Origin of the sequence: Streptomyces sp. NPDC002701 (genome assembly GCF_042889045.1) — a bacterium.
In the GTDB taxonomy this organism is placed as follows: Bacteria; Actinomycetota; Actinomycetes; order Streptomycetales; family Streptomycetaceae; genus Streptomyces.
Map to the genome: position 1 here is coordinate 264,090 of NZ_JBIAQL010000005.1, position 21,400 is coordinate 285,489.

At 73.1% G+C, this 21,400-nt stretch carries 19 protein-coding genes; 15 read left to right on the forward strand and 4 right to left on the reverse strand.

The window, feature by feature from the left end; translation table 11 throughout:
• Positions 1-36: 36 nt before the first annotated feature.
• The 3 genes from ACFYXC_RS16985 to ACFYXC_RS16995 all read left to right on the forward strand — a co-directional run bounded on the left by ACFYXC_RS16985 (position 37) and on the right by ACFYXC_RS16995 (position 3,240).
• Positions 37-1,452 (forward strand): DUF2252 domain-containing protein, encoded by a 1,416-nt coding sequence (locus tag ACFYXC_RS16985; protein WP_389552105.1) that lies wholly within the window; start codon positions 37-39, stop codon positions 1,450-1,452.
• A gap of 619 nt (positions 1,453-2,071) precedes the next feature.
• The gene (locus ACFYXC_RS16990) at positions 2,072-2,836 is read left to right on the forward strand and encodes a J domain-containing protein (protein WP_389552821.1); all 765 of its coding nucleotides are present in this window, start codon (positions 2,072-2,074) and stop codon (positions 2,834-2,836) included.
• Between the two features lie 74 nt (positions 2,837-2,910).
• The gene (locus ACFYXC_RS16995) at positions 2,911-3,240 is read left to right on the forward strand and encodes a rhodanese-like domain-containing protein (protein WP_388917959.1); all 330 of its coding nucleotides are present in this window, start codon (positions 2,911-2,913) and stop codon (positions 3,238-3,240) included.
• Positions 3,241-3,247: 7 nt separating this feature from the next.
• Here the strand turns inward: ACFYXC_RS16995 and ACFYXC_RS17000 are convergent, their stop codons facing one another.
• Positions 3,248-4,384: an acyl-CoA dehydrogenase family protein gene (locus ACFYXC_RS17000; RefSeq protein WP_389552107.1), complete on the reverse strand. Its 1,137-nt coding sequence runs from the start codon at positions 4,382-4,384 to the stop codon at positions 3,248-3,250.
• A gap of 348 nt (positions 4,385-4,732) precedes the next feature.
• Here ACFYXC_RS17000 and ACFYXC_RS17005 point away from each other — a divergent pair, with 348 nt between their 5' ends.
• From ACFYXC_RS17005 to ACFYXC_RS17015, 3 genes are read left to right on the forward strand one after another with little or no spacing between them, the layout of a single operon-like run.
• Positions 4,733-5,482: a DUF5819 family protein gene (locus ACFYXC_RS17005; protein WP_389552110.1), complete on the forward strand. Its 750-nt coding sequence runs from the start codon at positions 4,733-4,735 to the stop codon at positions 5,480-5,482.
• Positions 5,404-6,939: an HTTM domain-containing protein gene (locus ACFYXC_RS17010; protein WP_389552113.1), complete on the forward strand. Its 1,536-nt coding sequence runs from the start codon at positions 5,404-5,406 to the stop codon at positions 6,937-6,939. The genes ACFYXC_RS17005 and ACFYXC_RS17010 overlap by 79 nt, the downstream gene beginning before the upstream one ends.
• Positions 6,936-7,682 carry a TrmH family RNA methyltransferase gene (locus ACFYXC_RS17015; RefSeq protein ID WP_389552116.1) on the forward strand — a complete coding sequence of 249 codons (747 nt, stop codon included), beginning with the start codon at positions 6,936-6,938 and terminating at the stop codon, positions 7,680-7,682. The genes ACFYXC_RS17010 and ACFYXC_RS17015 overlap by 4 nt, the downstream gene beginning before the upstream one ends.
• A 196-nt stretch (positions 7,683-7,878) precedes the next feature.
• On the opposite strand, the gene paaN is transcribed toward ACFYXC_RS17015, so the two are convergent.
• On the reverse strand, positions 7,879-9,573 hold the full coding sequence (paaN, locus tag ACFYXC_RS17020; RefSeq protein WP_388917528.1) for a phenylacetic acid degradation protein PaaN: 1,695 nt from the start codon (positions 9,571-9,573) through the stop codon (positions 7,879-7,881).
• 148 nt (positions 9,574-9,721) lie between these two features.
• Between paaN and ACFYXC_RS17025 the strand changes: the two genes are divergently transcribed.
• Together ACFYXC_RS17025 and ACFYXC_RS17030 are read left to right on the forward strand one after the other, a co-directional pair.
• Positions 9,722-11,236, forward strand: a complete 1,515-nt coding sequence (locus tag ACFYXC_RS17025) for a 3-hydroxyacyl-CoA dehydrogenase (protein WP_389552119.1) — start codon at positions 9,722-9,724, stop codon at positions 11,234-11,236.
• A complete protein-coding gene (locus ACFYXC_RS17030; RefSeq protein ID WP_388917534.1) occupies positions 11,233-11,823 on the forward strand; it encodes a TetR/AcrR family transcriptional regulator in 591 nt (196 codons plus the stop codon). The genes ACFYXC_RS17025 and ACFYXC_RS17030 overlap by 4 nt, the downstream gene beginning before the upstream one ends.
• A 48-nt stretch (positions 11,824-11,871) precedes the next feature.
• Here the strand turns inward: ACFYXC_RS17030 and ACFYXC_RS17035 are convergent, their stop codons facing one another.
• On the reverse strand, positions 11,872-12,357 hold the full coding sequence (locus tag ACFYXC_RS17035) for an Lrp/AsnC family transcriptional regulator (protein WP_388917965.1): 486 nt from the start codon (positions 12,355-12,357) through the stop codon (positions 11,872-11,874).
• Between the two features lie 190 nt (positions 12,358-12,547).
• Here ACFYXC_RS17035 and pdhA point away from each other — a divergent pair, with 190 nt between their 5' ends.
• The 7 genes from pdhA (at position 12,548) to ACFYXC_RS17070 (ending at position 20,730) form a co-directional block, all read left to right on the forward strand.
• Positions 12,548-13,717, forward strand: coding sequence for a pyruvate dehydrogenase (acetyl-transferring) E1 component subunit alpha (gene pdhA / locus ACFYXC_RS17040; RefSeq protein ID WP_389552122.1), 1,170 nt, complete (start codon positions 12,548-12,550; stop codon positions 13,715-13,717).
• Entirely contained in the window at positions 13,714-14,721 is a 1,008-nt protein-coding gene (locus ACFYXC_RS17045) for an alpha-ketoacid dehydrogenase subunit beta (protein WP_389552125.1), read from the forward strand. Before pdhA ends, ACFYXC_RS17045 begins: the two co-directional genes overlap by 4 nt.
• Positions 14,718-16,223 (forward strand): dihydrolipoamide acetyltransferase family protein, encoded by a 1,506-nt coding sequence (locus ACFYXC_RS17050; protein WP_389552128.1) that lies wholly within the window; start codon positions 14,718-14,720, stop codon positions 16,221-16,223. The genes ACFYXC_RS17045 and ACFYXC_RS17050 overlap by 4 nt, the downstream gene beginning before the upstream one ends.
• A gap of 90 nt (positions 16,224-16,313) precedes the next feature.
• Entirely contained in the window at positions 16,314-17,249 is a 936-nt protein-coding gene (locus ACFYXC_RS17055) for an NTP transferase domain-containing protein (protein ID WP_389552131.1), read from the forward strand.
• Positions 17,246-18,616 carry a molybdopterin molybdotransferase MoeA gene (locus ACFYXC_RS17060; RefSeq protein WP_389552134.1) on the forward strand — a complete coding sequence of 457 codons (1,371 nt, stop codon included), beginning with the start codon at positions 17,246-17,248 and terminating at the stop codon, positions 18,614-18,616. Before ACFYXC_RS17055 ends, ACFYXC_RS17060 begins: the two co-directional genes overlap by 4 nt.
• A complete protein-coding gene (locus ACFYXC_RS17065) occupies positions 18,604-19,710 on the forward strand; it encodes a potassium channel family protein (RefSeq protein WP_388917553.1) in 1,107 nt (368 codons plus the stop codon). The genes ACFYXC_RS17060 and ACFYXC_RS17065 overlap by 13 nt, the downstream gene beginning before the upstream one ends.
• A 39-nt stretch (positions 19,711-19,749) precedes the next feature.
• Positions 19,750-20,730 carry an NAD(P)H-quinone oxidoreductase gene (locus ACFYXC_RS17070; protein ID WP_389552137.1) on the forward strand — a complete coding sequence of 327 codons (981 nt, stop codon included), beginning with the start codon at positions 19,750-19,752 and terminating at the stop codon, positions 20,728-20,730.
• Between the two features lie 230 nt (positions 20,731-20,960).
• On the opposite strand, the gene ACFYXC_RS17075 is transcribed toward ACFYXC_RS17070, so the two are convergent.
• The gene (locus tag ACFYXC_RS17075; RefSeq protein WP_389552140.1) at positions 20,961-21,383 is read right to left on the reverse strand and encodes a hypothetical protein; all 423 of its coding nucleotides are present in this window, start codon (positions 21,381-21,383) and stop codon (positions 20,961-20,963) included.
• Positions 21,384-21,400 lie beyond the last annotated feature (17 nt).

Genomic DNA, 21,400 nt, shown 5'->3' on the forward strand with positions numbered 1-21,400 from the left:
TGATGTTCGTGTGTGGCGGCGGCGGAGGCGGTTCGGGTGAGCGAGACCGGTGGTGCGGTGACCGGAGCGGTACGGATTCCGGAGGTGCGCGGGTTCGCGCGGTGGCCGGCCGAGGGCTCGTCCAAGGAAGAGGGCAAGGCCATCCGGGCACGTGTCCCGCGCGGCTCGCACGCGTCGCTCGACACGGGCGGCAGCCGCCCGGACGCCGTGACGGCCGTCGAGGAGTCCAGCCGCGGCCGTCTCCCCGAGCTCGCACCGATACGGGTGGGCAGGATGGCGGCCACACCGTTCGCCTTCCTGCGGGGTTCGGCCGGCCTCATGGCCCACGACCTGGCGCGTACGCCCGTGTCGGGCATCGGCGCACAGATCTGCGGCGACGCGCACGCCGGCAACTTCGGCCTGTACGGGGACGCGCGCGGCGGCCTCGTCATGGACCTGAACGACTTCGACGAGACGGTGCACGGGCCGTGGGAGTGGGACCTCAAGCGGCTGGCGACCTCGCTGGTGCTCGCCGCGCGTGAGGCGGGAGCGGACGAGGACACCTGCCGCACGGCCGCGCACTTCACCGCCGGCTCCTACCGGCGCACCATGCGGCTGCTCGCCAAGCTCCCGGCCCTGGACGCGTGGAACGCCATCGCGGACGAGGAGCTGGTCTCGCACGCCGACGCCCACGACCTGCTCGGCACGCTGGAGCGGGTCTCGGAGAAGGCGCGGGGCAACACCAGCGGGCGGTTCGCGGCCAAGTCCACGGAGAGCGTCGAGGGCGGCGGACGCCGCTTCGTCGACGCCCCGCCCGTGCTGCGCCGCGTCCCGGACGGCGAGGCCACCTCGGTCGCGCTGGCGCTGGAGGAGTACCTGGGCACGCTCTCCCCGGACCGCCTCCCGCTCCTCGCGCGGTACGCGGTGCACGACGTCGCCTTCCGGGTGGTCGGCACCGGCAGCGTGGGCACACGCTCGTACGTGGTGCTGCTTCTCGACCACCGTGACGAGCCGCTCGTCCTCCAGGTGAAGGAGGCGCGTGCGTCCGTCCTGGTGCCGCATCTGGACGCGGTCGGCTTCCCGGTGCCGCAGGTCGAGCACGAGGGCCGGCGGGTCGTCCTCGGCCAGAAGCGCATGCAGGTCGTCAGCGACAACCTCCTCGGCTGGACCACCGTCGAGGGGCGCCCCTTCCAGGTGCGGCAGTTCCGCAACCGCAAGGGCAGCGTCGATCCCGCGGCGCTGGCCGCGGACCAGATAGACGACTACGCCCGGATGACCGGGGCGCTGCTGGCGCGGGCCCACGCCCACAGTGCCGATCCGCGGCTGGTCGCGGGGTACTGCGGCAAGAACGAGGAACTGGACGAGGCGATCGCCGACTTCTCGGTGGCCTACGCGGACCGGACCGAGGCCGACCATACGGAACTGGTGACGGCGGTGCGCGCGGGACGGATCGCGGGGGAGCTGGGCGTCTGACCGGGGAGGGCGTACGCCCTCGTTTCCGACCGGGAGGGTGCGCCCGCCCTTGTCCGGGCGGGTTCCGGTGGCTGACGGGGCTGTGGCCTAGGCTGGGCGGGTGACCACCCCGGAAGCTGAGCAGTCCCCGTCCGAACCGCCGTCGGAGCCGTCGTCCGAGCCCTCCGCGGAGCCGGGCGCCGGTGAATCGCGTGCCGATGTCGGCGCCGGCGGCGGTGCCAGTGCGTCGCGCGCCGGTGGGTCGGGCACCGAGGAGACGTCCGAGGCGGAGGTGCGTGACGCTGAGGCGCCTGATGTGGAGGCGCCTGGCACGGGGGCGCGTCACGCCGAGGCGGTCGACGCGGAGGCGCGCGACGTTGAGGCGTCCGGCGCGGAGGCGCGTGACGTCGGGTCGCCTGATGTGGAGGGGCCCGGCACAGGGGCACGTGATGCTGAAGCGGTCGACGCCGAGGCGGGCGGCGTTGAAGCGCCCGGCACGGAGGCGCCTGACGTGGAGGCGTCCGGTGCAAGGGTGTCCGATGCGGGCGTGTCGTCCTCGGAGTCGGGTGTCGAGGCGGAGGCCGGGGCCGCTGGTGGGGCCGGGGGCGGGAGTGACGGGGCCGAGCGGCCCGAGGCGCGGCTGGAGCGGGCCGTGCGTGCGGCCGAGCAGGCGTTGATCGAGTTCGAGATCGCGGTGGAGACGTTCCGCGTCGAGGTGGAGAACTTCTCCCGGCTGCACCACCAGCGGCTCGGGCCGATGTACTCGCGGCTCGACGAGCTGGAGGCGCAGATCGCCGAGGCGCGGGCCGCGAGCACCGGTGATCCGGAGGACGTGCGCAAGGCGCAGGAGGCCCGGGCCAGGGTCATGCCGATGCCGGGCATCGAGGAGCTGTTCCACGACTGGCTCGACTCGGACGGCCTGTCCCCGGAGGCGTCGGCCATGCTGACCGAGCAGCCGGTGCGTCCGCCGCAGCGGGTGCGGCCGAGCGACGAGGCCCGCAAGCTCTACCGGGAACTCGTCCGCAAGGCACACCCCGATCTGGCGCAGGACGACACGGAGCGCGCGCGGCGCGACGAGTTCATCTCCCGCGTCAACGCGGCCTACGGCCGCGGGGACGAGGCCCTCCTGCGGGAGCTGTCCGAGGAGTGGGCCGCCGGACCCGTGCCCGAGGAGTGGCGGCCGAGCCGCAGCGAGGAGCTCTACGCCCGTCTCGAGTGGCTCGCCCAGCGCAAGGAAATGCTCGCGCTCGTGGCCCGCGAACTGGAGGAGAGCGCGATCGGCGGGATGCTCAGGATCGCTCCGGACGACCCCGACCGGCTGCTCGAGGAGATCGCCGAGCAGTTGCTGACGCAGGTGAGCGAGCGCGAGGCCGAGCTGGCGGGCCTGCTCGGCAGCGGTGCCTGAGCCGACCTCCGGCGGAGCGGCCCTGTGCGCGGGGCCGGTCGGGTAGCGTCGGGGCCATGAGTTCTGGAGCTGGTGTGCCCACGGTCGAGGTCAAGGACCTCGCGGACGGAGATTTCCTGCTGGACGTCCGGGAGGACGACGAGTGGCAGGCCGGTCACGCCGAAGGGGCACTGCACATCCCCATCAGCGAATTCGTGGCCCGCTACGGCGAGTTGACCGAGGCGGCGCCGCAGGACGGCAGGGTCAACGTGATCTGTCGCTCCGGCGGCCGGTCGGCACAGGTCGCGATGTACCTGAACCAGCAGGGCGTCGACGCGGTGAACGTCGCCGGCGGCATGCAGGTCTGGGCAGCGGAGGGGCGCCCGGTGGTGGACACGCAGGGCAAGCCGGGGTTCGTGCTGTAGCGAAGCCTCAGCCCAGGGGGTGTGCCGCCAGCAGGTCGCCGAGCGCCTCCTCATGTGCCGCCGCCGGGCCGAGCGACAGCTCCAGGTGCTTGGCCCAGGCGTGGTACCGGTGCAGCGCGTAGTCGGTGTCCGCGCCGAAGCCGCCGTGCAGATGCTGAGCGGTCTGCGCGACACGGCGTACGCCCTCGGAGGCCCAGATCTTGGCGACGGCCACGTCACCGGACGCGGGCAGCGCCCCGCCCGCCCCGCTGCTGATCCGCCAGGCGGCCTGCCAGAGGGTCGCCTCCATGGCACGCAGGTCGATGTAGCGGTCGGCGGCCTGCATGGCGACGGCCTGGAACGTGGCGACCGGGAAGCCGAACTGCTCCCGCTTGCCGGTGTATGCGCTCGTCATGGCGAGTACGCGCTCACCCAGCCCGAGCGCCAGCGCGCACGTGCCGGTGGCCAGCAGGTTCCGCAGCCACGCCCAGGCGCCGTCGGCGTCGATGACATGCCGGGCGGAAAGCCGTACGGAGTCCAGGCGCAGTTCGCCGAGCCGTTCGCCGGTCGTCGAGATCTGCTCGGCGAGCGCGGCGCCCTGGTGGCCGTGCGGTACGAGGGCGAGTACGGAGCGGCCCGAACCGGAGCTCAGCGCGGGTACGAGGACGAAGTCGGCGTTCTGCGCCCAGGGGACGGCCGTCTGCAGTCCGTCCAGCACCCATGTGTCGCCCTCCTGCCGTGCGGACACGGCGAGTTCGGCGCTGTCGTGTCCGGTGCGGCCGTGCGCGGCGACGGTCAGCACCAGTTCGCCCCGGCCGGCCCGTGCGAGCAGGTCGGCCCGCAGGTCCTCGCCGCCGTAGGTCTGTACGGTGACGGCGGCCGCCGTGCTCTCCAGCAGAGGCACCCGGGCGAGTACCTTCGCCGACTCCCGCAGCACCAGGCACAGGGCCACGGCGTCCAGGCCGGCGCCGCCGTGGCGGGCGTCGAGCAGCAGGCTCAGCACATCCGCGTCGGCGAGCCGGGTCCACAGCGCGCGGTCGAAGTCGTCCGCGACGGCGCCCGCGGTCAGCGCGGGGCTCGGCACGCCGTCCGGGGCGACCCCCGCGAAGACCCCCCTCGCCGCCTCCACGGCCGCCTGCTGTTCCTCGGTGAAGGTGAAGTCCACGGTCCCGTCCTCCCAGTTCGCTCGCCGGGCCGGCCTGGCGGAGCGTCAAGATAGAACAGGTTCTACAAGAAGGGAACGGCGGCGGTGGTCCGATCGCCGGTCGTGCGGGTGGCCGACCGATCGTTCGGTGCCGTCGGTCCGCCCGGGGGGCGGGGCCGTAAGGTGTCCACCGCTGTGGACGACCGGGGCCGCTGTGCCCCCTGGGGCTGTGCCGGACGGGTGGGCCTGAGTACCGTTCCGGTGCGGCCGTCGCGGGACGGGCGGCGACCTGCGGCAGGCATGTGGCACATATCGGTAGACATCGGCAGACATCGACAGGCATGCGGCGGCATGGAAAGACGGGGCGCAATGGACGCGTACGACGAGGGCTCGAACGCCCGGCCCGTGCCGGGCGAGCCCACGGCCGCCCCGCCGCCCGGGGGAATCGCCGCCCTCTCGCTCCCCTTCCAGATCGCCGCCGCGCTCGCACTCGCACTCGTCGTGGTCGCCGCGTGCGTCCACCTCGGCATGGTGTTCCTGCATGTCGCGCCGTCCAACACGGTCAGCAAGCAGCACGGGCGGACGATCGACGACTGGGTCTACCCGGAGTTCGAGCAGAACTGGAAGCTCTTCGCCCCCAACCCGCTGCAGCAGAACATCGCGGTCCAGGTCCGCGCCGAGGTGAAGGCCACGGACGGCGCCATCAGGACGACCCGCTGGTACGACCTCTCCGCGATGGACGGCCGGGCCATCGACGGCAACCTGCTGCCCAGCCACACACAGCAGAACGAGCTGCGCCGGGCCTGGGACTTCTTCGTGGCCACGCACGACGACGCGAACCGTCCGAACGGCCTGCGCGGCGACCTCTCCGAGCGTTATCTGCGCCGGATCGTGGTCCTGCGCCTCGACCGCGAGGAGGCGGGCGGCGCGGGCGCGGTCGTCCAGCAGGTACAGGTCCGCTCGCGGACCAGTAATGTGCCGCCGCCGGAGTGGAGCGACGAGCAGGTGTCCGACAAGCCCGTCCTGCGGAAGCTGCCCTGGTGGCCGGTGTCGGAGACCGACCGGGCGGCCGGGACGCGGCCCACGAACTCCACGGGGACGGCGGCGAGCGCCCGATGAGCGACCACGACAGCGCGAGCAGCCATGAAAGTCAGGGCGACCACGACAGCCCGGGCGACCACGACAGCGTGCGCCCTCACGACAGTCCGGGCGACCCCGGCAGCACGGGCGATCACGACAGCCCGAGGGACCATGGCAGTGCCCCGGTCGGGTGGGCGGGGCGGTTCGACCGGGAGCAGCGTCTGGACCGGGCGGTGGCGCGGGGCGTCTCCCGGCTCACCGGCCGGGCCCTGGGGCCGTATCAGACCGCGGTGATCCGCATAGGTTTCGCCGGGACCTGGCTGCTCTTCCTGTTGCGGGAGTTCCCGCACCGACAGGAGATGTACGGGCCCGACGGACCCTGGAGCTGGGACCTCGCCCAGCAGCTCACCGCGAGCAACCACGCCTTCACGGCCCTGATGTGGGCCGACGGCCAAATCTGGTTCGAGGCCGTCTACGCGCTCGCCGTGCTCTCCAGCATCCTGTTCCTGCTCGGCTGGCGTACCCGCACCATGTCGGTGCTCTTCCTGCTCGGCGTGCTCTCCCTCCAGAACCGCAGCATCTTCATGGGGGACGGCGGCGACAACGTCATCCACCTGATGGCGATCTACCTGGTCCTGACACGCTGCGGCCAGGTGTGGTCGCTGGACGCCCGGCGCGAGCGCCGGGCGGCGGGGGCACGCGCGCGTGACGGGCGTTCCCGCCCGGACCGGGTCGGTGTCGCCCTGTGGGCCGTGCTCGGCCTCGCTCTGGCGGCCGCCACGCTCGCGGGGAAGATCGACGGGGGTGTGTTCGGCGGCTGGCGGACGGTCTACTGGGGGCTGTGGGCGGCCCAGGGCCTGTGGTGGCTGGCCGGCCGGTACACCCGGAGCGTCCAGCCGCGCGTCTTCCTCGACGTCGTCGCCAACCTCGTCCACAACGCGGCCCTCTTCGTGATCATGGCCGAGGCGTGTCTGATCTACGCGACCGCCGGCTGGTACAAGATCCAGGGCTCGCGCTGGCAGGACGGCACGGCCGTGTACTACCCGCTGCACCTGGACTACTTCTCCCCCTGGCCCGCCCTGTCCGACCTGCTGTCGTCGAGCGGCGCCCTGGTCATGCTGGTGACGTACGGGACGGTGGTCGCGCAGGTCGCGTTTCCGTTCACGCTGTTCAACCGGCGGGTGAAGAACGTCCTGCTGGCGGCCATGATGACCGAGCACGCCGTGATCGCCCTCGTGCTGGGCCTGCCGTTCTTCTCGCTCGCGATGATCGCCGCGGACGCGGTCTTCCTGCCGACGTCCTTCCTGCGCCGCCTCGGCGGATGGGCGACGGGGGCGCGTGGGCGCCTGGCACGCGCGCGTGGACGGCTGTCGTCCCGCGTCGCGCGCACGTGCTTCGGGCGTCCGCGCCTCGGCCGTACGCCGCCGGGGTCGGCCGAGGAGGATCCTCGCCCCGCGGAGACGGCCGAGGAGCCGCACGTAGGCTTCACGGCATGACGTCCCGTGACCCCGAGCCCGTGAGCGCCTGGCACCGGCTCGCCGACACCGCCGTGCTGCTCGACGGCTTCCACGCCCTCAAGCACGCGGTGCGCTTCGGGGCCGAGGTCCGGGTGGCCGTCACCACCGACCGGGCGGCGGTGCTCGCCCTCGCCGACGAACTCGCGCCGGACGTACGGGACGCGCTGGGCGGCCTCCTGGCGGAGGTCCCGGAGTCCGCGTACCGGGCGCTCGTGCCGCGTCCGCATCCGACCGCGGTGGCCGCGCTCGCGGTGCGGCCGGCGCGCGAGGCCAACCTGCGGGCGCTGGCCCGCACGCCCCGTACGGCGCCCGTGGTCGTCCTCGACCAGCCGCGCAACCTCGGCAATGCCGGGGCGGTGATCCGGCTCGCGGCCGGGTTCGGCGCGACCGGGGTCGTCACGACCGGGCCGCTCGATCCCTGGCACCCCACGGTCGTGCGGGGTGGGGCGGGGCTGCACTTCGCCACGGCCGTGGAGCGGGTGGCCGTGGACGAGCTGCCTGCCGGGCCGGTGTTCGCGCTCGATCCGGAGGGGGAGGACATCCGGGGGCTGAAGCTTCCGGACGACGCGGTTCTCGCCTTCGGCTCGGAGCGGAGCGGGTTGTCGGGGGCTGTGCGGGGGCGCAGCGATCACTTGGTGTCGCTGCCCATGCGGGCGCAGGTGTCCAGTTACAACCTGGCCACCAGTGTGGCGATGACGCTGTTCCACTGGAGTGCGTCGTAGGTGGGGTTGAGTGGGGCGCGTGTTCGGGTGCGGGTCCGTGGTGGCTGGTCGCGCAGTTCCCCGCGCCCCTGAGGGCGCGTTTGGCTGCGGGTGCGTTGGGGCTCGGCGCGCCGTTCCTCGCGTCCCTGAGGGCGTGCGTGTTCGGGTGCGGGTCCGTGGGGGCTGGGCGCGCCGTTCCTCGCGCCTCTTGCAGGGGTTATGACTCGCTGCGGATTTCCACCACCCTGAAGCGGTTGGAGACGAAGGCTCCGTCGCACAGGGCCGCGTTGGCCGCCGGGTTGCCGCCTGAGCCGTGGAAGTCGGAGAAGGCGGCCGTCTGGTTGACGTACACGCCGCCCGTCAGGTTCAGGGAGAGCTGGGCCGCCTCGTCCAGGCAGGCTTCCCGGACGGCTTCCTCGACGTCCTCCGACGTCGTGTAGGCGCCGACGGTCATCGCGCCCTTCTCGCGGACGGTCCGGCGCAGCAGTTCCACCGCGTCGGCCGCCGAGTCGACCGCGACGGCGAAGGAGACCGGGCCGAAGCACTCGCTCATGTAGGCGGCCTGGTCGTCCGGCTTGCCGCCGTCGAGCTTCACGATCACCGGGGTGCGGACCACCGCGTCCGGGAACTCCGGGTTGGCGATCTCCCGGGAGGCGAGGGCGACCTCGCCCAGACCGGCCGCGGCCTCGACGCGGGCCTTCACGTCCGGGTTCACGATCGCGCCCAGCAGGGCGTTCGCCCGGGTGTCGTCCCCGAGGAGCCCGTCGACCGCCCCGGCGAGGTCGGCGACCACGTCGTCGTACGACTTGGGGCCCTCCTCCGTGCGGATGCCGGCGCGCGGGACGAGGAAGTTCTGCGGGGTCGTGCACATCTGGCCGCTGTAGAGGGAGAGGGAGAAGGCGAGGTTGGAGAGCATCCCCTTGTAGTCGTCCGTCGACTCCACGATCACCGTGTTGACGCCGGCCTTCTCCGTGTAGACCTGCGCCTGGCGGGCGTTGGCCTCCAGCCAGTCGCCGAACTCCGTCGAGCCGGTGTAGTCGATGATCCGGATCTCGGGGCGGGTTGCCAGGGTCTTGGCGATGCCCTCGCCGGGCCGCTCGGCGGCCAGCGCCACCAGGTTCGGGTCGAAGCCCGCTTCGGCGAGCACCTCGCGGGCCACCTGCACGGTGAGGGCGAGCGGCAGCACCGCGCGCGGGTGGGGTTTCACCAGCACCGCATTGCCCGTGGCGAGGGAGGCGAACAGGCCCGGATAGCCGTTCCACGTCGGGAAGGTGTTGCAGCCGATGAGCAGCGCGACACCGCGCGGCACCGGCGTGAACTGCTTGGTCAGCGCGAGCGGGTCGCGCTTGCCCTGGGGCTTCGTCCACTCGGCCGTGTCGGGGGTGCGGACCTGCTCCACGTACGCGTACGCCACCGCTTCGAGGCCGCGGTCCTGGGCGTGCGGGCCGCCGGCCTGGAACGCCATCATGAAAGCCTGGCCGCTGGTGTGCATGACCGCGTGCGCGAACTCGTGCGTGCGGTCGCTGATCCGCTTGAGGATCTCCAGACACACCACCGCGCGCGCCTCCGCGCCCGCGTCCCGCCACGCGCGCTGCCCCAGACGCATGGCGGGCAGCAGCACGTCGATGTCCGCGTGCGGGTACGTGACGCCCAGCTCGATCCCGTACGGCGAGACCTCGCCGCCCACCCAGTCGTCGGTGCCGGGCTGGCCGAGGTCGAGGCGGCTGCCGAGGAGCGCGTCGAAGGCGGCCCTGCCCTCGGCCATGCCCAGGCTGCCGCTCTCCCCGTACGCCTTCGGGTGCTCGGGATGCGGCGACCAGTACGCGCGCGTGCGCATCGCTTCCAGCGCCTGGTCGAGGGTGGGCCGGTGCTTGGCGACGAGCTCGTGCGCGGTCAGTGCGGCGGCGGCCATGCGGAACCATCTCCTCGTTTCAAGAACTCTTCGTCGAGCTCATGACCTGGGCAGAAACAGCCGGACAGAGTTAGAGTAACCGAACGATCGGTCGGGACAAGGGGGTCCGCTGAACCTGTGGAAAACCCCGTGCGGGAGGATCGCGAGCATGACAGCACTCGACCTCGCCGGCCCCGTGGCCGTCGTCGGCACCGGCACCATGGGCCAGGGCATCGCCCAGGTGGCGCTCGTCGCCGGCCACCCCGTGCGGCTGTACGACACCGCGCCGGGCCGCGCCAGGGCGGCGGCCGAAGCGATCGGCGCCCGCCTCGACCGGCTCGTCGAGAAGGACCGGCTGACCGGCGCCGAGCGCGATGCCGCCCGCGCCCGGCTGCGTCCCGCGGAGAGCCTCGCCGAACTCGCCGACTCGGGACTGGTCCTCGAAGCCGTCCTGGAGCGACTGGACGTCAAACAGCAGCTGGTGCGCGAGCTGGAGGACGTCGTCGCGGACGACTGCCTGCTCGCCACCAACACCTCTTCCCTGTCGGTGACCGCGATCGGCGGCGCCCTGCGCAACCCGGGCCGGTTCGTCGGGCTGCACTTCTTCAACCCCGCGCCGCTGCTGCCCCTCGTGGAGGTCGTCTCCGGGTTCGCGACCGACGTCACGTCGGCCACGCGCGCGTACGAGCTGGCCCGCGCCTGGGGGAAGACCCCGGTCGCCTGCGCCGACACCCCGGGCTTCATCGTCAACCGCATCGCGCGGCCCTTCTACGCCGAGGCATTCGCGGTCTACGAGGCGCAGGCCGCCGATCCCGCGACGATCGACGCGGTCCTGCGGGAGTCGGGCGGCTTCCGGATGGGCGCCTTCGAACTGACCGACCTCATCGGCCAGGACGTCAACGAGTCCGTCACGCGCTCCGTGTGGGAGTCCTTCTTCCAGGACGTGCGGTTCACGCCCTCGCTGGCCCAGCGCCGGCTGGTCGAGTCGGGGCGGCTCGGCCGCAAGACCGGGCACGGCTGGTACGACCACGGGGACGGCGGCGAGCGTCCCGAGCCGCACACCGCGGAGCGGGTCCCGCCGCCCGCGTACGTCGTCGCCGAGGGCGATCTGGGCCCCGCCTCCGAGCTGCTCGCGCTGATCCGCGAGGCGGGCATCCAGGTCCGCGAGGACGAGGAGGACCACGGCACGCGCCTGGTGCTGCCGGGCGGCGGTCAACTGGCCCTCGCGGACGGCCAGACGGCCGTCGAGTTCCGTGACGTCGTCTACTTCGACCTGGCGCTCGACTACCGCAGGGCGACCCGGATCGCCCTGTCCCACTCGCAGGACACCCAGACGCAGACCCTCGCCGAGGCCACCGGGCTCTTCCAGGCGCTCGGCAAGGACGTCAGCGTGATCGGGGACGTGCCCGGCCTGATCGTCGCCCGCACGGTGGCCCGCATCATCGACCTGGCGCACGACGCCGTCGCCAAGGGAGTGGCCACCGAGGAGGACATCGACACGGCGATGCGCCAGGGCGTCAACTACCCCCTGGGCCCCTTCGAGTGGAGCCGCAGGCTCGGCCGGAGCTGGGCCTACGACGTCCTGGACGACCTGCACATGCGCGATCCGTCGGGGCGTTACGCGCCGTCCCTCGCGCTCTACCGCCACGCGTACGCCTCCGAGAAGCGTGAGGGCACCCCATGACCACCGCCAAGCGCGACACCTACACGCCGGAGACGCTGCTGTCCGTGGCCGTGCGGGTCTTCAACGAGCGCGGCTACGACGGCACCTCCATGGAGCACCTCTCCAAGGCGGCGGGCATCTCCAAGTCGTCGATATACCACCACGTCACGGGCAAGGAGGAGCTGCTGCGCCGGGCCGTCAGCCGGGCCCTCGACGGACTCTTCGGGATCCTCGACGAGGAGCACGCGCGCGAGGGGCGTGCCGTGGAGCGCCTGGAGTACGTGACGCGGCGCATGGTCGAGGTCCTCACCGCCGAACTGCCCTACGTGACCCTGCTGCTGCGCGTGCGCGGCAACACCGACACGGAGCGCTGGGCCCTGGACCGGCGCCGGGACTTCGACCACGAGGTGGCCGCGCTCCTGAAGGCCGCGGCCGCCGACGGGGACGTACGCGACGACGTGGAGTTCAGGCTGGCCACCCGGCTGGTCTTCGGGATGATCAACTCGTTGGTCGAGTGGTACCGCCCGGACGGGCGGGGCATGGGCGCACGCGAGGTCGCCGACGCGGTGGTGCTGATGGTCTTCGGGGGCCTGCGGAAGGAGAGCTGAGTCCGGAGCTCCGGGCCGCACGGGGAGAAGGGGCCCGAAGGGCCCCGGTCATCCCTGCGGCTCCAGGTCCTCCTCCTCGAACACCAGCAGCGTGCGGGTGCTGAGCACCTCCGGGATGGCCTGCAGACGCGTGAGCACCAGCTCGCGCAGGGCACGGTTGTCCGGTGTGTGCACCAGGAGCAGGACGTCGAAGTCGCCGCCCACCAGCGCGATGTGGGACGCCCCCGGGAGCACCCTGAGCTGCTCGCGCACCGTGCGCCAGGTGTTCTGCACGATCTTGAGGGTGATGTACGCCGAGGTGCCGTGTCCCGCGCGCTCGTGGTCGACCCGGGCACCGAAACCGCGGATGACGCCGTCCTCGACGAGGCGGTTGATCCGCGCGTAGGCATTGGCACGGGACACGTGCACGCGCTCGGCCACGGACCGTATCGAGGCACGGCCGTCCGACTGGAGCATCTGCAGGATGTCCTGGTCGATCGAGTCGAGCGGACGCGGCGGCGGCAGGGCCGACCGGGGGTCCGGGCCCTCGGCCATTTGTTCAGGTGCCATGTCCTCCCGCTTCCCTACCATGGACGTACTGCGTCCATCTCAGGCTGTGCAGAACCGTTTGTCCACAGGCTGGAGGTGCCTGTAGCCAAAATGTGCCGACGACCGAACAATCGGTAGGTGAGACGCGTCACTCACGGCGCGCCTCTCCAAGCGACTCCCACGAGGAGGTGCCGACATGACGGTCATGGAGCAGCGAGACGCCTACCGGCCGACGCCGCCGCCCGCCTGGCAGCCCCGCACCGACCCCGCGCCGCTGCTGCCCGACGCGCTGCCCCACCGCGTCCTCGGCACCCGGGCGGCCGAACGGACGGACCCGGACCTGCTGCGCAGGCTGTACGCGGAACTGGTGCGCGGCCGCCGTTACAACACGCAGGCCACCGCCCTCACCAAGCAGGGCCGCCTCGCCGTCTACCCCTCGTCCACCGGTCAGGAAGCCTGCGAGGTCGCCGCGGCGCTCGCCCTGGAGGAGCGCGACTGGCTCTTCCCGAGCTACCGGGACACGCTCGCCGCCGTCGCCCGCGGCCTCGACCCCGTCCAGGCGCTGACCCTCCTGCGGGGCGACTGGCACACGGGCTACGACCCCCGCGAGCACCGCGTCGCCCCCCTGTGCACGCCGCTCGCGACCCAGCTCCCGCACGCCGTGGGCCTCGCGCACGCCGCCCGCCTCAAGGGGGACGACGTGGTCGCGCTCGCGCTCGTCGGTGACGGCGGCACCAGCGAGGGCGACTTCCACGAGGCGCTCAACTTCGCCGCCGTCTGGCGGGCCCCGGTGGTCTTCCTGGTCCAGAACAACGGCTTCGCGATCTCCGTCCCGCTCGCCAAGCAGACCGCCGCCCCCTCCCTGGCCCACAAGGCCGTCGGGTACGGGATGCCGGGCCGGCTGGTCGACGGGAACGACGTCGTCGCCGTGCACGAGGTCCTCGCCGAGGCGATCGCCCACGCGCGCGCGGGTGGCGGTCCCACGCTCTTGGAGGCGGTGACGTACCGCATGGAGGCCCACACGAACGCCGACGACGACAAGCGCTACCGCGACGACGCGGAGGTCGACGCCTGGCGTGCGCACGACCCGATCGCCCTCCTGGAACAGGAACTCACCGAGCGCGGACTGCTCGACGAGGCCACCGTGCGCGCCGTGCGCGAGGACGCCGAGGCGATGGCCGCGGACCTGCGCGAGCGCATGAACCAGGACCCGGTGCTCGACCCCATGGACCTGTTCGCGCACGTCTACGCACAGCCCACCACGCACCTCCTGGAGCAGGAGGCGCAGCTGCGGGCCGAGCTGGACGCCGAGGCGGGCCGGCACGAGGACGACGACGCGTACGAGCCGGAAGGAAACGCGCGATGACCACCGTCGCGGTGAAGCCGGCCACCATGGCCCAGGCCCTCGGACGCGCCCTGCGCGACGCGATGGCCGACGACCCGGCCGTCCACGTCATGGGCGAGGACGTGGGCGCCCTCGGCGGCGTCTTCCGGATCACCGACGGACTCGCGAAGGAGTTCGGCGAGGACCGGGTCACGGACACACCGCTGGCCGAGGCGGGCATCCTCGGCACGGCGGTCGGCATGGCCATGTACGGGCTCAGGCCGGTCGTGGAGATGCAGTTCGACGCCTTCGCGTACCCCGCCTTCGAGCAGCTGATCTCGCACGTGGCGAAGATGCGCAACCGCACGCGCGGGGCGATGCCGCTGCCGATCACCGTGCGCGTGCCCTACGGCGGCGGCATCGGCGGTGTCGAGCACCACAGCGACTCCTCCGAGGCGTACTACATGGCGACCCCGGGGCTGCACGTCGTCACCCCGGCGACGGTCCCCGACGCGTACGGTCTGCTGCGCGCGGCCATCGCCTCGGACGACCCGGTCGTCTTCCTGGAGCCCAAGCGCCTGTACTGGTCGAAGGACTCCTGGAACCCGGACGAGCCGCAGGCCGTGGAGCCGATCGGCCGGGCGGTGGTCCGCCGCCCGGGCCGCAGCGCCACGCTCATCACGTACGGGCCGTCCGTGCCCGTGTGCCTGGAGGCCGCGGACGCGGCCCGGGCCGAGGGCTGGGACCTGGAGGTCGTCGACCTGCGCTCCCTGGTGCCCTTCGACGACGAGACGGTCTGCGCGTCCGTGCGGCGCACCGGCCGGGCCGTCGTGGTGCACGAGTCGGGCGGCTTCGGCGGACCCGGCGGGGAGATCGCCGCGCGTGTCACCGAGCGGTGCTTCCACCATCTGGAGGCACCGGTGCTGCGCGTGGCCGGCTTCGACATCCCGTATCCGCCGCCGATGCTGGAGCGGCACCACCTGCCCGGCGTCGACCGTGTCCTGGACGCGGTGGCGCGCCTGCAGTGGGAGGCGCAGAGCCGATGACCCGTGCCTCCGACATGTTCAGTCGCGAATTCAGGCTGCCCGACCTCGGCGAGGGGCTCACCGAGGCCGAGATCGTCCGCTGGCTCGTCCAGGTCGGTGACGTCGTCGCCGTCGACCAGCCCGTCGTCGAGGTCGAGACGGCCAAGGCGATGGTCGAGGTCCCCTGCCCGTACGGCGGCGTGGTCACGGCCCGCTACGGCGACGAGGGCACCGAACTGCCCGTGGGCTCCCCCCTGCTCACGGTGGCGGTCGGAGCACCGTCCTCCACGGCACCGGACGCCGGCGCCGCGGTCCCGGGCGCCGCGACCCTGGGCGCCGCGGTCTCCGGCACCCGGACGTCCGGCGGCGAGGACGAGGGCTCCGGCAATGTGCTCGTGGGGTACGGCACACAGGCGCCCGCGGCCCGTCGCCGCCGGGTACGGCCGCCCGCGCCTGGTGCGGCTGCGGGCCACCGGTCACCCGGCACGCCCTCCCCCGTGGACCGGACGGCCGCGGCGCCGCCCGCCGGCCCCGCCACCCCCGTCCGGCGTCCCGTACGGGAGGAGCCGCCGCCCGTGGACGGGGACGGCTCCGGCCGCCGGGCCGACGGGCCCGTACCGGTGATCTCCCCGCTCGTGCGCCGACTGGCCCGGGAGAACGGACTCGACCTGCGACAGCTGGCGGGCTCCGGACCCGACGGCCTGATCACGCGCGCGGACGTGGAGCACGCGCTGCGGACCGGTGCGTCCGCCCAGTCCGCCCCGTCCGCCGTGCGGCCACCGCAGAGCCCGACCGGTGCGCCCGCACCGGCCACCACGGCGCCCGCCCGTGCGTCCGGCACCCGTGTCCCCCTCAAGGGCGTCCGGGGAGCCGTCGCCGACAAGCTCTCCAGGAGCCGGCGCGAGATCCCCGACGCGACCTGCTGGGTGGACGCCGACGCGACGGAACTGACGCGGGCGCGCCGCTGGATGAACGAGGCCGGCGGGCCGAAGATCTCCCTCCTCGCGCTCCTCGCCCGGATCTGCACCTCCGCACTGGCGCGGTTCCCCGAGCTCAACTCGACGGTCGACGCGGACGCCCGCGAGGTCGTACGGCTCGACGAGGTGCACCTCGGCTTCGCCGCGCAGACCGAGCGCGGACTCGTCGTGCCGGTGGTGAAGGGCGCGCACACCCGGGACACGGAGTCGCTGAGCGCGGAGTTCGCCCGGCTCACCGAGGCGGCCCGGACCGGCACGCTCACCCCGGCGGACCTCACCGGCGGGACCTTCACGCTGAACAACTACGGGGTGTTCGGCGTCGACGGCTCCACACCGATCATCAACCACCCCGAGGCGGCCATGCTCGGGGTCGGCCGGATCGTGCCCAAGCCCTGGGTGCACGAGGGCGAGTTGGCGGTGCGGCAGGTCGTACAGCTCTCGCTCACCTTCGACCACCGGGTGTGCGACGGCGGAACGGCGGGCGGATTCCTCCGGTATGTGGCGGACTGCGTGGAACAGCCGGCGGTGCTGCTGCGGACCCTGTGACCGCCAGGATCCGTACGGTCCCGTCACCACCCCCGTCCACATGCTGTGCACGGGGGTGGAAATGATCCACCGGGCACTCATACTCGGGGGGTGACCGCGTTCGAGCCTCCCAGCGCACTCGGTTCCTCCGGTGCGCTCGGTTCCCGCGGCGCACCCGGCGGGGACGGCCATGACGCCGTCGTGCTCGCGGGGGGCGCCGCCCGCCGCCTCGGCGGAGCGGACAAGCCGGGCGTCCACGTGGGCGGCCGCGCGCTGCTCGACCGGGTCCTGGCCGCCTGCTCGGGCGCGGTGACCACCGTGGTGGTCGCGGAACCCCGGCCCACCGCGCACCCCGTACGGTGGGCGCGCGAGGACCCTCCCGGCGGAGGCCCGCTCGCCGCGCTGGACGCCGGCCTGCGGCAGACCACCGCCGAACACGTCGTGGTGCTCTCCGCCGACCTGCCCTTCCTGGACCGGGACACGGTGCGCAGGCTGCTGACCGCCCTTCACAAGGCCGGCCGTGAGGGCGTGTTGCTGACCGACCGGGACGGCCGCGACCAGCCCCTCGTGGCCGCCTACCGCCGTCCGGCGCTGCTGCGGGAGCTGGATGCCCTGCGTGCCGAGCACGGCGAACTGACCGGGCTGCCGCTGCGACGGCTCACCGGCGCGCTCGCTGTGACCCGTATCACCGACCCCGTCGCGTCCTTCGACTGCGACACCTGGGACGACATCGCCGCCGCCCGGGCACGTATCAGGGAGCATGGGCACGTGTTGGATGAATGGATTACCGCAGTCAAGGACGAACTGGGCCTCGATCTGGACGTCGACACCGGCCTCCTGCTCGACCTCGCCCGCGACGCCGCTCACGGCGTGGCCCGTCCGGCGGCGCCGTTGACGACGTTCCTCGTCGGCTACGCGGCGGGCCGGGCCGAGGGAGGCCCGGAAGCGGTCGCGGAAGCCGTCCGCAAGGCGACGGCACTGGCGCTGCGCTGGGCCGCGGAAACCGGGTCCGACGCCGACGCCCCGGCGAACCCGGACGCCGGATGACCGCCTCCGGGCAGTACGAGGAGGTCGACCTCGACGTCGAGGAGGCCCTCGCCCTGGTCAAGGAAGGCGGTGCCCAGGTGCCCGACGACTCCGGAACCGCCGGAGCCTCCCGTTCCGTCCCTTCCCCGGCCGCGCAGGACGGCGACCGGAAGGACACCACCACCGAGCACCACACCGCCACGCCCTGGCAGCGGGCCCGCTCCGTCGCCGGAGGGGCCGCACGCCGTCCGGACACCCCCGTCTCCGTCACCCTGGACGCCGCGCTTGGCCTCGTCCTCGCCGCCCCGCTCACCGCCCTCACGGACCTCCCGTCCTTCGACACGTCCGCGATGGACGGCTGGGCGGTCGCCGGACCCGGCCCGTGGGACGTACGCGCGCGGGGAGTGCTCGCGGGTCACGACGCTCCCGCGCCGCTCACCGACGGCGAGGCGGTCCGGATCGCCACCGGCGCGCGGATCCCGCAGGACGCCTCCGCCGTGCTCCGCAGCGAGCACGGCCGCACCGACGAGAAGGACCGGCTGCACGCGACCCGGGACGTCCCGCACGGGCAGGACATCCGCCCCCGCGGCCAGGAGTGCCGCTCCGGCGACCCCCTGCTGCCAACCGGCACGCTGGTCACCCCGGCCGTCCTCGGGCTCGCCGCCGCCGCCGGGTACGACGCCGTCTCCGCCCTGCCGCGGCCCCGCGCGGAAGTCCTGGTCCTCGGTGACGAGCTGCTCACCCGAGGGCTGCCCCACGACGGGCTGATCCGGGACGCGCTGGGCCCGATGCTGCCGTCCTGGCTGCGCGCGCTCGGCGCGGACGTCATCGCGGTGCGCAGACTCGGCGACGACGCCGAAGCGCTGCGCAGGGCGCTCAGGAACTCCGACGCCGACCTCGTCGTCACGACGGGGGGCACCGCGGCCGGCCCCGTCGACCACGTCCACCCCATCCTGCGGCGCCTCGGCGCCGAGCTCCTCGTGGACGGCGTCAAGGTACGCCCCGGCCACCCGATGCTCCTGGCGCGCCTCAAGGAGAACCAGCACTTCGTCGGGCTGCCGGGCAATCCGCTCGCCGCGGTCTCCGGCCTCCTCACGCTCGCCGAGCCACTGCTGCGCACCCTCGCGGGACGCGCCACCCCGGAGCCGTACACGCTGCCCCTCCAGGACGCCGTGCACGGTCACCCGTACGACACCCGGCTGATTCCCGTCGTGCTGCGCGGGGACCGGGCCGTGCCGCTGCACTACAACGGACCGGCCATGCTGCGGGGCATCGCCGTGGCCGACGCGCTGGCCGTCGTCCCACCGGGCGGCGCGCGGCCGGGTCAGGAACTGGAGATTCTGGACCTTCCCTGGGCCATGGCCGGGATCGAGGTGTGTTTCACGTGAAACTTCCGGGCCATGACGCGATCGCCCGCCAGGCGGGCGAACGCCTGGTCACCCATCGGGTGAAGCTGCCCCGCCAACGGGTGGAACGCCCGCTGCGCCAGGTCACCAAGCGCGTCGTCATAGCGCTTCTGGTCCTGGTCGGCACGGCGTTCATCGTCTATCTCGACCGGGACGGCTACACCGACAACTCCGACGGGCCGGTCGACCTGCTCGACGCCTTCTACTACGCGACCGTCACCCTCTCCACCACCGGATACGGCGACATCACCCCGGTCAGCGACGGCGCCCGCTTCACCAACATCTTCTTGATCACGCCGCTGCGCGTGCTCTTCCTGATCATCCTGGTCGGCACCACTCTCGAGGTTCTCACCGAACGCACCCGGGAGGAGTGGCGACTGAACCGCTGGAGGACCGCTTTGAGGGAGCACACCGTTGTCATCGGGTTCGGCACGAAGGGCCGCTCGGCGATCCAGACCGTGTGCGCGACGGGCCTGAAGAAGGAGCAGGTGGTGGTCGTCGACCCCAGCTCCAAGGTGATCGACGCGGCGACGGCGGACGGCTACGCGGGTGTGGTCGGCGACGCCACCCGCAGCGATGTCCTGCTGCGGGCCGAGGTACAGCGCGCCCGGCAGATCATCATCGCGACCCAGCGCGACGACACCGCCGTGCTCGTGACGCTCACGGCCCGGCAGCTCAACCGCAAGGCGAAGATCGTCGCCGCCGTGCGGGAGGAGGAGAACGCGCCGCTGCTGAAGCAGTCCGGTGCCGACGCCGTCATCACCAGCGCCAGCGCGGCCGGCCGGCTCCTTGGGCTCTCCGTGCTCAGCCCCAGCGCCGGCATGGTCATGGAGGACCTCATCCAGCAGGGCAGCGGTCTCGACATGGTGGAACGGCCCGTCATAAAGGCGGAGGTCGGCAAGGGCGTCCGCGAGATCGAGGACCTGGTGGTGAGTGTCGTACGAGGGCACCGGGTGCTCGGCTACGACGATCCCGCCATCGGGAAGGTGCAGCTGACGGACCGCCTGATCACCATCGTGCGGGTCAGCCCGCACACCCAGGTCGCGCCGGACATGAAACCGCTGCCGCAGGACTGAACCCCCGCGCGGCGGGCCGCCGGGAGTAGCCTCGCCCGCATGCGAGCGATCACGATTCCGAAACCGGGTGGGCCCGAGGCGTTGGTGTGGGACGAGGTCCCCGACCCGGCGCCAGGCGAGGGCGACGTGCTGGTCGAGGTGGCGGCGAGCGCGGTGAACCGTGCCGATCTGCTGCAGCGGCAGGGCTTCTACGACCCACCGCCCGGCGCGTCCCCGTATCCCGGCCTCGAATGCTCCGGGCGCATCGCCGCGCTCGGCCCCGGCACCTCGGGGTGGAGCGTCGGGGACGAGGTGTGCGCGCTGCTCTCGGGCGGCGGTTACGCCGAGAAGGTGGTCGTCCCGGCCGGGCAGCTGCTGCCCGTGCCCGAGGGCGTCGGCCTCGTCCAGGCGGCCGCGCTGCCCGAGGTGGCCTGCACGGTCTGGTCCAACGTCTTCATGATCGCCCACCTGCGCCCGGGCGAGACGCTGCTGGTGCACGGCGGATCGAGCGGCATCGGCACCATGGCGATCCAGCTCGCCAAGGCCGTCGGCGCGAAGGTGGCCGTCACGGCGGGCAGCCGGGCGAAGCTGGACTTCTGTGCCGAGCTGGGCGCGGACGTGCTGGTCAACTACCGCGAGCAGGACTTCGTCGAGGAGGTCAGGGCGGCCACCGACGGGGCGGGGGCCGACGTCATCCTGGACAACATGGGCGCGAAGTATCTGGATCGCAACGTCCAGGCGCTCGCTGTCAACGGGCGTCTCGCGATCATCGGCATGCAGGGCGGCGTCAAGGGTGAGCTGAACATCGGGATGCTCCTGGGCAAGCGGGGGGCCGTCACGGCGACCTCGCTCCGGGCCCGGCCGGCCGGGGAGAAGGCGTCGATCGTGGCGGCCGTACGGGAGCATGTGTGGCCGTTGGTCTCCGGAGGGCATGTGCGGCCGGTGGTCGATCGGGAGCTGCCGATGAGTGAGGCGGCTGCGGGGCATCGGGTGCTGGAGGAGAGCGGGCACATGGGGAAGGTGTTGCTCACGGCGCCGTAGGCCGCCGGCCGGGCCCGGGGTCGAGGGCCGGGGGTGCGTTCTTGGGTGCGGGTCGGTGGGGCTGGTTGCGCAGTTCCCCGCGCCCCTCAGGAGGGGCCGGTGAGGGCTGGTTGCGCAGTTCCCCGCGCCCCTCAGGAGGGGTCGGTGGGGCTGGTTGCGCAGTTCTCCGCGCCCCTCAGGAGGGGCCGGTGAGGGCTCGTTGCGCAGTTCCCCGCGCCCCTAAGGGCGCCTCAGCTTCGGCGTACTCGTAGGGCCAGGAATGCCAGGCCCGAGCCCAGGCCGATCAGGACCAGGCCGGTGCCGAGGGGGAGGACCTTCAGGACGGGTTCCGCGGCGCGTACGGGGCGGTCCGCGGCCTCGTGTGCGTCTACCGGGCGGGCGGGCGGTGCGGACGGCGGAGCCGTTCGGCGGGGGGCCTCGGGCGCGACCGAAGCCTCGTGGCTCTCTGGGCTGTCCGAGTGAGCCGGTGAGCTGTCCTCGGCCGTCGGCGCCGCCTCCCGCCCCGGCCGCTCGCGCCCCTCCCCCGCGCGGCTGCCGGCCCGCGACTCGGCGGGGACGGGCTCGTACGCGGCGGCGTGGGGCGTGTGCGCGGGGCCTGCCGGCACGAGCAGCAGCAGGCCGGTCACGCAAAGGGTGCGAAGCCACGGAGTCACGTCGGTGACCCCCTCCC

What these genes read in the sequence shown, in the direction of transcription:
- ACFYXC_RS17005 (WP_389552110.1), top strand. Translation starts at nt 4,733, where the DNA reads ATGGACGCGTACGACGAGGGCTCGAACGCCCGGCCCGTGCCGGGCGAG.
- ACFYXC_RS17015 (WP_389552116.1), top strand. Translation starts at nt 6,936, where the DNA reads ATGACGTCCCGTGACCCCGAGCCCGTGAGCGCCTGGCACCGGCTCGCC.
- paaN (WP_388917528.1), bottom strand. Translation starts at nt 9,573, where the DNA reads ATGGCCGCCGCCGCACTGACCGCGCACGAGCTCGTCGCCAAGCACCGG.
- ACFYXC_RS17025 (WP_389552119.1), top strand. Translation starts at nt 9,722, where the DNA reads ATGACAGCACTCGACCTCGCCGGCCCCGTGGCCGTCGTCGGCACCGGC.
- ACFYXC_RS17030 (WP_388917534.1), top strand. Translation starts at nt 11,233, where the DNA reads ATGACCACCGCCAAGCGCGACACCTACACGCCGGAGACGCTGCTGTCC.
- ACFYXC_RS17035 (WP_388917965.1), bottom strand. Translation starts at nt 12,357, where the DNA reads ATGGCCGAGGGCCCGGACCCCCGGTCGGCCCTGCCGCCGCCGCGTCCG.
- pdhA (WP_389552122.1), top strand. Translation starts at nt 12,548, where the DNA reads ATGACGGTCATGGAGCAGCGAGACGCCTACCGGCCGACGCCGCCGCCC.
- ACFYXC_RS17045 (WP_389552125.1), top strand. Translation starts at nt 13,714, where the DNA reads ATGACCACCGTCGCGGTGAAGCCGGCCACCATGGCCCAGGCCCTCGGA.
- ACFYXC_RS17050 (WP_389552128.1), top strand. Translation starts at nt 14,718, where the DNA reads ATGACCCGTGCCTCCGACATGTTCAGTCGCGAATTCAGGCTGCCCGAC.
- ACFYXC_RS17060 (WP_389552134.1), top strand. Translation starts at nt 17,246, where the DNA reads ATGACCGCCTCCGGGCAGTACGAGGAGGTCGACCTCGACGTCGAGGAG.
- ACFYXC_RS17070 (WP_389552137.1), top strand. Translation starts at nt 19,750, where the DNA reads ATGCGAGCGATCACGATTCCGAAACCGGGTGGGCCCGAGGCGTTGGTG.